This is a genomic window from Glaciimonas sp. Gout2, assembly GCF_035018905.1.
GTDB lineage: Bacteria > Pseudomonadota > Gammaproteobacteria > Burkholderiales > Burkholderiaceae_D > Glaciimonas.
On record NZ_JASJXA010000001.1, the window covers coordinates 438,658 to 452,028 of the forward strand.

At 50.4% G+C, this 13,371-nt stretch carries 11 protein-coding genes; all 11 read left to right on the plus strand.

Annotated elements, in window-relative coordinates; genetic code table 11:
* Positions 1–119: 119 nt before the first annotated feature.
* The 11 genes from QN379_RS02000 to prmC all read left to right on the plus strand — a co-directional run bounded on the left by QN379_RS02000 (position 120) and on the right by prmC (position 13,214).
* Positions 120–899 (plus strand): flagellar brake protein, encoded by a 780-nt coding sequence (locus QN379_RS02000; protein WP_322235424.1) that lies wholly within the window; start codon positions 120–122, stop codon positions 897–899.
* Positions 900–1,337: 438 nt separating this feature from the next.
* Positions 1,338–2,129, plus strand: coding sequence for a septum site-determining protein MinC (gene minC / locus QN379_RS02005; RefSeq protein WP_322235421.1), 792 nt, complete (start codon positions 1,338–1,340; stop codon positions 2,127–2,129).
* Positions 2,130–2,158: 29 nt separating this feature from the next.
* The gene (gene minD / locus QN379_RS02010; protein ID WP_205322277.1) at positions 2,159–2,974 is read left to right on the plus strand and encodes a septum site-determining protein MinD; all 816 of its coding nucleotides are present in this window, start codon (positions 2,159–2,161) and stop codon (positions 2,972–2,974) included.
* 1 nt (position 2,975) lies between these two features.
* Positions 2,976–3,227, plus strand: coding sequence for a cell division topological specificity factor MinE (minE, locus tag QN379_RS02015; protein WP_322235418.1), 252 nt, complete (start codon positions 2,976–2,978; stop codon positions 3,225–3,227).
* 464 nt (positions 3,228–3,691) lie between these two features.
* Positions 3,692–4,381 carry a response regulator transcription factor gene (locus QN379_RS02020; RefSeq protein ID WP_322235416.1) on the plus strand — a complete coding sequence of 230 codons (690 nt, stop codon included), beginning with the start codon at positions 3,692–3,694 and terminating at the stop codon, positions 4,379–4,381.
* 45 nt (positions 4,382–4,426) lie between these two features.
* Positions 4,427–6,166: a FecR domain-containing protein gene (locus tag QN379_RS02025; protein WP_323505850.1), complete on the plus strand. Its 1,740-nt coding sequence runs from the start codon at positions 4,427–4,429 to the stop codon at positions 6,164–6,166.
* 38 nt (positions 6,167–6,204) lie between these two features.
* Positions 6,205–8,706, plus strand: coding sequence for a CHASE2 domain-containing protein (locus tag QN379_RS02030; RefSeq protein ID WP_323505851.1), 2,502 nt, complete (start codon positions 6,205–6,207; stop codon positions 8,704–8,706).
* 197 nt (positions 8,707–8,903) lie between these two features.
* The gene (gene hemA / locus QN379_RS02035; RefSeq protein ID WP_322235408.1) at positions 8,904–10,220 is read left to right on the plus strand and encodes a glutamyl-tRNA reductase; all 1,317 of its coding nucleotides are present in this window, start codon (positions 8,904–8,906) and stop codon (positions 10,218–10,220) included.
* 121 nt (positions 10,221–10,341) lie between these two features.
* Positions 10,342–11,424: a peptide chain release factor 1 gene (gene prfA, locus QN379_RS02040; protein ID WP_322235405.1), complete on the plus strand. Its 1,083-nt coding sequence runs from the start codon at positions 10,342–10,344 to the stop codon at positions 11,422–11,424.
* Between the two features lie 318 nt (positions 11,425–11,742).
* Positions 11,743–12,240 carry a disulfide bond formation protein B gene (locus QN379_RS02045; protein ID WP_323505852.1) on the plus strand — a complete coding sequence of 166 codons (498 nt, stop codon included), beginning with the start codon at positions 11,743–11,745 and terminating at the stop codon, positions 12,238–12,240.
* The gene (gene prmC / locus QN379_RS02050) at positions 12,237–13,214 is read left to right on the plus strand and encodes a peptide chain release factor N(5)-glutamine methyltransferase (RefSeq protein WP_323505853.1); all 978 of its coding nucleotides are present in this window, start codon (positions 12,237–12,239) and stop codon (positions 13,212–13,214) included. The genes QN379_RS02045 and prmC overlap by 4 nt, the downstream gene beginning before the upstream one ends.
* The last annotated feature ends 157 nt before the right edge of the window (positions 13,215–13,371 follow it).

Genomic DNA, 13,371 nt, shown 5'->3' on the forward strand with positions numbered 1-13,371 from the left:
AAATACTTGCCCGCAAAAAACTGTCTCAAGCTGCCATAAAGTAGGTAATATTTGTGACAATTGCTCTCTTTTTCTGCTTCTCGCATTTAAAAGCGAGTTTTGATACACATTGGAAAGATATGAAAAACACCAGTCCAGTATCGGAAACAAGCACTGATCTCCCTCCTTCGCCAACATTGGCGGCATCACTCGCCGCATTGGACGATTTTCGGGTCATCCATCCGAAAGAAGTCGTGTACGTACTGCGCCAACTCGCGCACCAAAAAGACCCCCTAAGTATTTCCTTCGGCAGATCAGGATCACGCATCATCACGCGTATTTTGGCAGTCGATGAAACGACAGGTTCTTTTTTCTACGATTACAGCGGCAGTGATGCTGAAAATCAACAGCATCAGGAGTCTGGAGAAAATCTGTTTTCGAGCTTGCAATCCGGTGCGCATATCCAGTTTGTTTGCGGCCATCCCGAACCCCAGCTTTATGACGGCCTGCCAGCATTTAAGTCGCAATTACCGGAAAGTCTGTATCGCATCCAACGACGCGAACACTTCCGCGTAGAGACACCGACGAATAATCCCTATATTTGTACCGCCACCTTGCCGGATCAACGCCGGATGTCGTTCTACATTGTCGACTTGTCACCATCGGGGGTTCGACTTCGCTCGACCGATGCCAGTATCGGTGAGCTTGCTATTGCTATGAACCTAACAGACGCCACGTTCGACTTTCATGATTTGGGAAAAATGACTTTGGATATACAAATCACCTTTATTCATAATAGCCAAACGTTTAATGATCCGGTTTATCACTTCGGGTGCCGGTTTTTGACTGTTCCTAAAGACCAGGAAGCGAATTTGCAGCGCGTGATTACGCAATTAGAACTGCGCCTAAACCGCAGTTGACCTGCGTTCGATAAGTTCGTTAATCTACGCATAGACGCTATTCATAACAAAATCGCCATTGCTTGCCGCTTTCTATCAAAACAGGCAACGGCTACAAGAAATAAAAAGGCGTGAGCCATTGCCCCGTTAAATAGCCAACAAACGCTTCCTGTGTTGGCTATAAAACGGTCCTTATCTTTCATTTTCTTTCAATAACCGGGACATTATCTGAGGTTCGGCGCTTTTCTTCGATTTGTCGCGGGTTTACCACTTATGTGTCGCGAGGCAACCGCCGACGTAGCTTTTTTTTGCTATCGGGCGGAGATTTGGTAAGATCGTTCATTCCAAGTTTTTTTGGATACGTTATTTTTATGCATGCCAAACTGATTCCTAACCCTATTTGCGAGTCGTTAGCGGCCTCTGGTTGCACTGTGGTTCGCTTATTCAATCTGTTGCTTTATGCCCAAAAATAAGACACGCAAGCCAATTGAAATAAAGATAGCAACGGTGGTAGCAGTTTCAGTCATTCTTCATGACGTGGATCTTGCCGTTTTAGATGACGCATTAAAAGAGATGACCGGCGGCAATGCGGACTTTTTTGACAATGAATTTGCCGTAATCGACATCGCAGCTTTGGGCGAGTCAAATGACTACATTGAATGGAGCGCCCTCGTCAAACTGCTGAAAACGTATCAACTTAATGCAGTTGCAGTACGCAATGCGCCGGATACCATTCATCCTGCGATTATCGCGAATGGCCTCAGTATTGATACCGTCATCGCGCCCAGAGCAGAACCCAATGCCCCCGCTGTCCAACCGACTGAGGTGCTGACTATAAACGCCCCAGAGGTGGTGGTATCCCAGCCTCCGGCGACGCTAGCCACATCGGCGGCTACACCACTCCAGCAACCCATGATCGTCGACACGCCAGTGCGCGCCGGTCAACGCATTTATGCCCGTGGCTCCGACCTGATCATTACAGCGATGGTCAATAACGGTGCCGAAATCATTGCAGATGGCAGTATCCATGTTTATGCGCCCTTGCGCGGCCGGGCGCTAGCGGGTGCCAGCGGCGATACCAAAGCACGTATTTTCGCCACTGCGATGGAGCCTGAACTGGTATCGATAGCGGGTGTATATCGGACCTTTGAACATGGGTTTCCTGCAGAATTGAAGGGACAGGCGGCACAAATTCAGCTTAACGGCGACCGAATTGATGTGATATCACTTAATTCGCCTTCCAGATCATAGTTTTAATTCTTAAAAAAATAGGAGTTTTCGTGGCAAAAATCATCGTTGTAACATCTGGTAAAGGGGGCGTCGGCAAGACGACATCCAGCGCCAGCTTTGCCTCAGGCCTGGCCATGCGCGGTCATAAAACTGCTGTCCTGGATTTTGATGTTGGCCTACGCAATCTTGATCTGATCATGGGCTGCGAACGACGCGTAGTATATGACCTGATCAATGTAGTTAACAACGAAGCAACACTTAATCAGGCCTTAATTAAAGACAAACATTGCGATAACTTGTTTATTCTTCCAGCATCACAAACCAGAGACAAAGACGCGCTGACCGAAGAAGGCGTTGAACGTGTATTGAACGATCTGGCAAAAATGGATTTTGAATTTATTGTATGCGACTCGCCAGCGGGTATTGAACGCGGTGCGGTAATGGCGCTGACCTTCGCCGATGAAGCCGTCATCGTGACCAATCCCGAAGTATCGTCGGTGCGTGATTCAGACCGGATTTTGGGGATCATTCAGGCCAAGTCGCGCCGCGCTCAAAATGGCGGAGAACCAGTCAAGGAACATCTGCTCATTACCCGCTACTCACCTAAGCGCGTTGAAGCGGGTGAGATGTTATCTCATACCGATGTGCAGGATATTTTGCGCATTCCTTTGATCGGTATTATTCCTGAGTCAGAAGCGGTGCTACACGCATCAAATCAAGGCAACCCGGCCATCCACGTAAAGGGTAGCGATGTCGCTATGGCTTACGAGGATGTGGTCTCCCGCTTCCTTGGCGAAGACGTGCCGTTGCGCTTTGCCAACTATCAAAAACCGGGCTTGCTCTCGCGCCTCTTTGGAGGGAAGTAATATGGCTCTACTCTCGTTCTTGTTCACCAAGCAACCGAAAAGCGCATCTGCCGCTAAGGAGCGCCTGCAAATTATCATTGCACGTGAGCGTAGCGGTCGCCAAGGTCCTGATTTTTTACCGGCACTCCATAAAGAATTAATTGAAGTTATTTCCAAGTACACAAAAGTCAATGCCAGCGATATCAAAATTTCACTGGATCGCCAAGGTGACCTGGAAATATTAGATGTTAATGTTGTGCTGCCTGATATTTGAGTCCATCTACTTTTACAAGTAGCGCTCTGCAAAGTCTTTACCTGCGGACGCCTGTCGCGTCCGCTATTTCCTCACTATTGATCTCGTAAGTTGCGTGCTTTGCTCAAGTTTAGCGCCCCAAAAATATCGCTTCAGGTCACCTCCCAGAATAATGTTGCGATAGAGTTAATATTGTAACGCGTTAATTTTCAGTATTTCACATTTCTACTATAATGGCGTTAGTGCAGCTGTGGAAAACGTACACAATGCCACACGTACACTACAAAAATGTTCATATAGAGCATCTATCAAAGAGTGATAAGTGTTAACATAAACTCATTACCGACGACACCTCAACAACAGCGAAGCTTGAGACTAGGGAAAACGCAGGGACACTCGCTATTTCATCGGCAGTCAGGATACTGGCCAAGCTATCGGCTCTAACTGGCTTACAATAATTAACACTAAGCCAATAATAGAAAACTATGAGAATTGCTGTCCTTGACGATGATTTGAGCCAAACCGATCTGGTTTGCCAAGTCCTGACCGCTAGCGGCCATGTTTGCCATCCTTTTCAAAGCGGCAAAGAAATCTTGAGCCAGTTGCGACGAGAGAGCTACGACATGCTCATCCTCGATTGGCAAGTGCCCGATCTCAGTGGGTCCGAAGTCTTGCACTGGGTGCGAGAGAAATTGCCGCCCGAACTGCCGGTGTTGTTCATGACCAGTCGCTCTGGCGAGGATGACATTGTGGCCGGACTCGCGGCTGGTGCTGACGACTACATGATCAAACCTATCCGCCGTGGTGAACTGGTGGCGCGGGTACAAGCATTATTACGTCGCGCTTATCCCATTCAAAATGCGAGCGAGGAAATTACGTTCGGACACTACATATTCGAAACCCGCGCTGCACGCCTGACCGTCAGTAGCGTGCCAATTGAAATTACGCAAAAAGAATTCGATTTAGCGCTGCTTTTTTTCCGCAACATGGGTCGTCCGCTATCGCGTGCATACATTCTCGAAGCAGTGTGGTCGCGTGACATCGACATTCCCTCGCGCACGATGGATACGCACGTTTCACGGGTTCGCAGTAAGCTACAATTACGACCAGAAAACGGTTTTCGACTTGCACCTGTGTATAGCTACGGATATCGTTTGGAACAACTGTCGGAATAATGCGCGAATGCGCAAATCACGCGTAAAACGGTCGTCGGAGAAAAAATGCAGCATTACATCGAACACCCGACGTACAGCAGGAACCCCAAAAAAAAGACGGATCAAAAGACGAATTTTGAGCAATTATGGCGAGGCAGTTTATTGTTGTTATTAACGGGCCCCTATTTACCGGTTTTTGCTGCTCCATCGATAAAATTAGACGCTGACTCATTCAGTGTTGCGCCCTCCACCATCACGTATCGGGCACGCAAAGGCGATACGCTAAGTACGATTGCCGAGTACCTGACGACCACGAGTCGTAACTGGGTTGCGCTCCAAAAGATCAACAAAATTCCTAATGAACGCACCATTCCCATCGGAACACCGATCCTTATTCCTGTCGCATTGCTGGAACAAATTCCCGCTAGCGCAAGAATAGTTGCTTTCTCGGGGGCTATTAGCGCAAATACCGCCGACGGAAAAGATATTCCCCTGGCAATTGACACAACGCTTCAGGAGGGTGCGCGCATTGAAACTGGCCCCAACAGTTTTATCACGCTGGCGCTTGCAGACAACTCACGAGTAGCTTTGCCCTCCAACAGTCAGATAAAACTCAGCCACTTAAGAAGCGCCCGGTTCACACAAAGCCCGGTTACGGAGATTACGCTTGTACGTGGACGCGTTGATTCTCAGGTATCCCCGCTGAAAGAAAATAAAGGACGCTTTGAGGTCCGCTCACCACTTGCCGTTGCTGGCGTTCGTGGCACCAATTTCAGGGTCAATGTCAGCGATAACAAGATGGCAACTGAGGTGTTGCATGGCGCCGTTGCCGTAGCCAAAAACAATCGCCCTGCGGGATTGCCCTTACAGGCTGGACAAGGATCAATAACCGATGCGCAAGCAGTAAGCAAGGCAGTGCCATTGCTTCCAGAGCCAACGCTTACGGGAAACTCTGCTTTACAGCAACGACCAACCGTGCGCCTTACCGTGGATCCATTGCAGGGTGCGCGGCGCTATCGGGCACAGATTGCGACCGATCAGGCGTTCCAGAATACGTTGTCCGAAATAGAGTCTGATACCGTTGAAATCAGACTTGATGGGCTGATCGACAGCAACTATTTTGCACGCGTGACCGCCATCGACAATCAGGGTCTCGAAGGTTATCCATCCATCACCGCATTCAAACTCAAAGCCCGCCCGGAACCTCCTTTTCCTATCGGTCCAAAAGGAAAGGCGCGAATTGCCAATCCATCCTTAAGCTGGTCCGAAGTCCCCGACGCCATTCATTATCATATCCAGATCGCCTCCGATGACCAGTTCACACAACTGGTCAGCGATGATGCGACCCTGACATCCGCGCAATTCAGTCCACCAAAATTGGCACTTGGTCCTTATTTCTGGCACGTCGCAACCGTGGTGACACGAGACGGCAAAGATGATCAGGGTCCTTTCGGCGATGCGCAGGCGGTTACCCTGATGGCGCCATTGGAACTACCAAAAATTGAACCAGCCGGCAGCACACTGGCTTTTAGGTGGCACGGGGAATCCGGTCAAACATTTGTGATTGAAATAGCCCGTGATGCTGCGTTTACGGCGCTTTTTTTGACGCAAGAATCAACAGCTCCGGAAATTTCGATCGCAAATCCGCCTAACGGGATTTACTTTGTGCGCGTCAAGGCGATTGATTCTGATGGCTACACTGGCGAGTTTTCTGAAGCCCAAAAAATCGTCATTGGCGGATTGTGGAGAACCAGTGACGGTGCACCGCTCATCAATACAGGTGGTATCACGCCAACTGGCTTTTAAAACGCCACCAACGGAAACCACCCATTTCGGAGCATAGAATGGTCGAACCGACCAGCAGTGCCTTCATTAGCAATGTTAAACGGGTAGCGTTACGTCAATGGCTGGCGCTCACCATCGCATTACTCTCGCTCACTGCGGCGCTCGGCTATCAAAACGGTTTGATGCAACTTGATCTTCCGCTTTATGACCAATTTATGCGCTTCAATTCGCGTCCCGCGCGCGATGACATTATTATTGTCGGAATTGACGATTACAGTATTTCCCAACTTGGACGTTGGCCATGGCAGCGCACTCTGCATGCGCAGCTTATCAACACGATCATGCAGGCCAGACCAAAAGCAATTGGTCTGGACGTGATCATGACGGAGCCTGAAGCGCTCACGACTGCCACCTCACCCAATAATGACGCAGCACTATCGCAGGCTTTACAGGCCAGCAATAAGGTCGTGTTGCCGATGGTCACGGCGATGATGGGAAGTGGCGTCACAAGCCTGTTGCCCATCCCGGAATTTCTGCACACTACACGCGCCATTGGTCATATTGATCTGGAGCTTGATAAAGATGGGGTGGCACGCAGCGTATTTCTAAAAGAGGGCCAAAATGGCATTTGGTGGTCACACTTTGCGCTGGCTTTAGCTGACATTGGCGGGCAAGCGGTGACCGATTCTCGCGGCGAATTGCCTGGTGCGCATCTAAGCGCAGGCCGGCATGACAATCATCCTCTTGATCCCCTTGGCAAGGACAGCAGCGTCGACAACAACTTAAAAGGATCGACGGATGCAAACGGCCCCACGGTGGCGGCGGGACAATGGCAACGCGACTATCAAATGCATATTCCTTACGCGGGCGGCTCTGGACTATTTCGCTCGGTTCCTTATGTTTCGGTCCTCAAAGGCGAGGTGCCAAAAGATTTTTTTAAAGATAAATACGTCTTGATAGGCGCCACGGCGGTCGGCATGGCGGACGCTTTTCCCACACCTGTTTCGGGAACATCGGGGGTCATGCCGGGTATCGAGATCAACGCCAATATTTTAGCCAGTTTGCTGGACCACAGATCCATAAACATCGCGCCAACCCTCCAGACTACCTTATTGAGCATACTCCCGGTATTGCTCGCGTTATTCAGTTACTTGCTGCTCACCCCTCGCTTTTCCTTATTCCTGACCGCCGTACTGATGGCGACCACCGTCGCGGCCAGCTACTTCATGTTCACCCATGGATTGTGGGTCGCACCCAGTGCAGCCCTGATAGGTACGGGGCTAACCTATCCGCTGTGGAGTTGGTGTCGTTTGGAAGCAGCTATTTCCTACCTCGGACAAGAATTTATGCTGCTAGATCAGGAGCCGCATTTATTACCCGAAGCAATCCTTCCCGGCAACGTACTTTATCAAGGTGAAGACGTACTCGAACAGCGTATCAACGCGATGCGCACCGCGGCGCGCAGGGTGCGCGACTTACGCCAGTTCATTTCTGACAATCTCGATAGTTTGCCGGACGCAACATTGATCACCACTATTGATGGTCGCATCGTTGTCGTCAATCGGGTGGCCAATGATTACTTCGCAACATTGAACATCCATAACATTTACGGCGCAAACCTGCCGCCATTGTTTTCTTACATCGCATCACCACCGTCATTTGAAACCGCGCCGCATCATCCGTTCTCGTGGCCCGATTTGCTTGACATCCAGTATCAGCCCGCTCTCGCAAATGGCACTTCCGTTCAAGACCAAAAAGGACGCGATTTATTAATCAAGAGTGCGCCCTGCTATTCGGCCAGACAGATTCTTAGCGGCTGGATTGTCAGTATCGTGGACATCTCCAGTATTCGTGCCGCAGAGCGCAGCCGGGATGAAACGTTACGCTTTTTATCGCACGATATGCGTGCACCACAAGCATCAATTTTAGCGTTATTGGAACTACAAAGTGACCCGTCTTCAGCGTTACCTCAAGAGGAATTTTTCTCCAGAATCGAGCGCGCCTCCCGCAAAACCTTGGGACTGGCCGATAACTTTGTCCAACTGGCACGCGCTGAATCAGAGTCTTATCGGCTTGAAGAAGTCGACTTTCAAGACGTTGTTTTGGATGCTAGCGACGAAATGTGGACACTAGCCAATAACAAAAAAATCACCTTGATTACAAAGATCGCGGAGGGCGAATTTATTACTAAAATTGACCGCTCCTTGATGGCGCGCGCCTTGTGCAATCTGATTTCTAACGCGGTCAACTACAGTTCCGCAGGAACGACCATCACGTGTAGCCTGCTCTACAGTGTAGAAAAGGGATCCGACGGCACACCTTTGCACGTCATTTGCCAGGTGCAGGATCAAGGCTATGGCATTGCGGCCGCCGATCAGGCAAAATTATTTCAACGTTTTCAGCGCGTCAACATTCCTGACCAACCTAAAACAGACGGCGTAGGGCTTGGCCTTGTATTCGTCAAAACAGTGATCGAACGCCATTTCGGCACGTTATCTTGTTGCAGTGTTGTTGGCGAAGGCACCACATTTACCATTATCTTGCCCTTGTCGACAGTCTGACTAAAGGGATATTTTGTTGCGCCAAAAAACATTTCGGGGCTTAATTTGCCGGGAGCGTCCCATGTTCGTTGGCAATCAATTCTTGTATATTATTATCATTCCATCAAGAAATGCGCACTTAATCTCAACAGCCACGCTGCGGGGTATAATGTCGAGCTATAAAGAGTCCCCTTCTTTCCTCTTGAGTTGTTACCAAAATGCACTTGCTAGCCGTCGGACTTAACCACACCACCGCGCCCGTTTCATTGCGCGAACAGGTGGCTTTCCCTGCTGACCAGATTGGTCAGGCAGTTACGGCGGCGCGTGCATGGTTTAGTGACAACAGCGCGTCCGGTGTCACAGACGAAGCAGCGATTTTATCGACGTGCAATCGTACCGAGTTATATGCCGCAAGTGACCTGTCCGGCAGCGTAATCGGGACGAACGAAGCCCGCAACATTGATACGGCAATTGATTCCACCGCGCATTTTCTGGCGCATTATCACAAGCTTTCATACGCTGATCTGCGTCCGCATTTGTATACATTGCCGCATGACCACGCGGCACGTCACGCTTTTCGCGTCGCCTCCGGATTGGATTCAATGGTGCTGGGCGAACCGCAAATCCTCGGTCAGATGAAGGATGCTGTGCGCCATGCGGAAGCCGTCGGTGGCCTTGGGACTTATTTACATCAATTATTTCAACGCACTTTTGCTGTCGCAAAAGAGGTTCGCAGCACTACCCAAATAGGCGCGCACAGCGTCTCAATGGCTGCCGCTGCTGTACGCATGTCGGAACGGATTTTCGACGCCATTTCAGGTCAGAACGTGCTGTTTATCGGTGCTGGAGAAATGATTGAATTATGCGCCACGCATTTTGCCGCGCAGAATCCAAAAACTCTGACCGTGGCAAATCGTACGCTTGACCGTGCTGAAATATTGGCGCATCGCTTTAGCGGTCAAGCGCTACGCCTGGCCGACTTGCCAGATCAGTTAGGCAACTACGACATCATTATTTCATGTACTGCGTCGTCGCTGCCGATTATCGGTTTAGGCATGGTGGAACGCGCGGTCAAAGCGCGTCGCCACAAACCGATGTTTATGCTCGATCTGGCCGTACCGCGTGATATCGAAAGTGAAGTTGGTCGCCTTGACGACGTATTTTTATACACGGTGGATGATCTGGCCTCCGTCGTCCAGACCGGTATGGAAAGTCGTCTGGCCGCTGTATCGCAAGCCGAAGCCATTATCGAAACCCGCGTGCAATCCTTCATGCACTGGATCGACACGCGCGCTGTTGTCCCTGTGATTCAGGATCTGCATGAAAGCAGTGAGTTAATGCGAATGCTGGAGTTGGAACGGGCACGCAAGATGCTCGCCAAAGGTGAGGACATCGATACCGTTCTTGAGGCACTGTCTAAAGGTCTCGCTGCCAAATTTCTGCACGGACCACAACAAGCGCTGCACAATGCACAAGGCGACGAACGTGCTCGCCTCGCAGTCCTGCTGCCACAACTATTCCGCAGCAAGCGTTAGCGAAGCCATCCGCTATCGTCTGCCACTCAGCATATTGAGTCGGCACATCCTGTTTTTGCACGATATCTTTTTTGCTCACCATCCGCAGCGATTCCCTCGTTGCAAGCCACCAAAGTACGCTATGAAGCCATCAATGCTTGCCAAGCTTGACCAATTGTCGAATCGACTGGTCGAGGTTAACGATCTGTTAAATCAGGAAGAAGCGACTTCCAACATGGACAGCTATCGTAAGCTGTCGCGTGAACACGCGGAGTTGGGGCCGTTAGTTGCTCTGTATTTAAGCTATACGCAAGCCGATGCTGATGTCCAGACCGGCATGGGCATGCTGTCGGACCCTGACATGCGCGAATTTGCGCAAGAAGAAATCAATAGCGCCAAATCTCGCATGGAGCAACTGGAAGCAGATTTACAAAAAATGTTGCTGCCAAAAGACCCTAACGACGAACGCAATATCTTTCTGGAAATTCGGGCAGGTACCGGCGGCGATGAGTCAGCTCTCTTTGCGGGAGATTTATTGCGCATGTACACGCGTTTTGCAGAACGCAATCGCTGGCAGATCGAAATGGTATCGGCATCGGATTCCGAAGTCGGCGGTTACAAAGAGGTAATCGTGCGCCTGGTTGGATTTGGCGCTTACTCCAAACTGAAATTTGAGTCAGGCGGGCATCGTGTGCAACGCGTACCAACCACAGAAACGCAGGGCCGAATTCACACCTCCGCTTGTACCGTAGCGATCATGCCGGAAGCAGATGAAGTTGCAGACATCGCGATCAATCCGGCAGATATCCGTATCGATACCTATCGCGCATCCGGTGCCGGTGGTCAGCATATTAACAAGACCGACTCGGCGGTCCGTATCACGCATCTCCCCACCGGAATCGTGGTCGAATGTCAGGATGATCGTAGCCAGCACAAAAATAAGGCGTCCGCGCTAAAAGTCCTGGCCGCTCGCATCAAAGATGGCCAGTTGCGCGAACAACAATCGAAAGAAGCCGCAACCCGCAAATCGCTGATCGGCTCCGGGGATCGTAGCGAGCGGATACGCACTTACAATTTTCCGCAAGGACGCATGACGGATCACCGTATCAACCTGACGTTATACAAACTCGACCACATCATGGATGGCGATCTTGAAGAATTAAGCAATGCGCTGGCAGCCGAACATCAGGCTGAATTGCTGGCCGCCCTGGCTGACGAACGATAAAACAAACACTCAAACCAAGCTGGCATGTCGGAGGCGCAGCCTCCGATCAGTCGAATTCACTTCTTCGTAGGACGCTGCAATCCGGCGTTGCCCGGCGGGGTGAAAAATCCGCTCGTTAAGGTTTTTAGAGTCACCTTTAAGGTAAGCTGATTTATACTGATGCATGACAAAATGCAACCAAATGCCGCTGTAGAGTTCCAAGTCTGAGTATGAATATTAAATTGGGTTGTATCACCGCTTCAAGGTTTCAAAGCAATACGCTACGAACACACCACGCCTGTAATGCGTTGATCGACATTAACCATCCTCAATAAAAAAATGAAATCATCTAAACACATTTTGCTAGCCGTCGCTTTTATCGCCCTTGCACTGATCGGCGCCGCCCTCTATTTGCAACATGTTAAAGACATGCAGCCGTGCCCTCTTTGTGTGATCCAGCGTTACGCCTTTGCGATCATCGCATTGATTTGTCTGGTTTCGGCCAGCATGCCCGACAGTATTCGTAAAGCCAGTGCGGCGATCGGCATGATCGCGGGTCTTGGTGGTGCTGCAACCGCGGGCTGGCATCTGTGGGTTATTGCGCACCCTGCAACGACTTGTGGTCGTGACGCGCTGGAAGCCCCGTTAAACGCATTGCCGACCGCCATCCTGTTGCCATCCGTCTTTAAAGTCGACGCCTGGGCCTTATGCTCGGCTTCTTACGATGCAATTCTCGGTTTATCCATTCCGCAATGGTCGTTGTTCTGGTTTGTCGTATTGACTGTCATATTGGGTAAAGTTTTGCTCAAACGCACTAACCACGGCGATTTTGAATGACTGATAAGCAACAAACGACGCCGTCAGCATCATCCCAAACGGCATTCGCTATCGAGCACGGTTTCAGCGTTGCGGGGATTCTTAAAACCGCGCCACTGGAACCGCTCGAGAATCGCCTGCTGATCATGCACGCGCTAGGTCTTACCCGCACACAACTGATCACACAAGATCAGCGTAGCGTCGACGCTCAGCAAGCGGCGCTTTTAACGCAGCTGTTCCGTCGCCGCATGGAGGGCGAGCCGATTGCTTACATTCTCGGTGAACGGGAATTTTTTGGACTCATGCTGGAAGTGACGCCAGACGTTTTGATTCCCCGCCCAGACACCGAATTGTTGGTAGAGCTGGCGTTAGAACGCCTGACCGATGCACAACCAAGTCAGAACATCACGCCTCAAACCGTCTTAGATCTCGGCACCGGTTCTGGCGCTATTGCTATCGCTATTGCGGCTACGCGCCCGCATGTGCAGGTCACGGCAGTTGATGTCAGCATCGAAGCGTTAGCGGTCGCACGCCGCAATGCTGCGCGCCATTTGGCTTTACGTGCCGACAAATTCAATCTGGTACATAGCGACTGGTACGCGGCCCTAAATACATCAGATGCACTAGGCAAATCAACGCCTCAGCGTTTTGACATGATCGTCGCAAATCCGCCTTATATTGTTGAGGGCGACCGCCATCTCTCGCAAGGCGATCTGCGCTTTGAACCGCTTAACGCACTTACCGATCATGCAGATGGACTAAGCGCCTTGCGCATCATCGCTAACAATGCGTCGGACCATTTAAATCAAGGCGGATGGTTGCTCATGGAGCACGGCTATGATCAGGCCGAAGCCGTCATCGCGTTATTGCAGACGCTGCCGTTTGAAGCGATACAAAGTTGGCAGGATTTAGCCGGGATTGCACGTGTCAGCGGCGGGCGCTTAAAAAGCGCAGCCGAGATAAGACATGAACCAATCACGCCAAACCCCGATTGAAAAAAGCGCGAACATTACGTCCAAATGCTCGACCCGCATTTTATACAGGCAGATTAAATTTTATAAATATACTTGCCGTAAGAAAATAGCAAATGAACATCCCTTGTGGGGCGCTCACGGAGACTAAAGCACGTAACTACTCGTATTTCATTCCCAA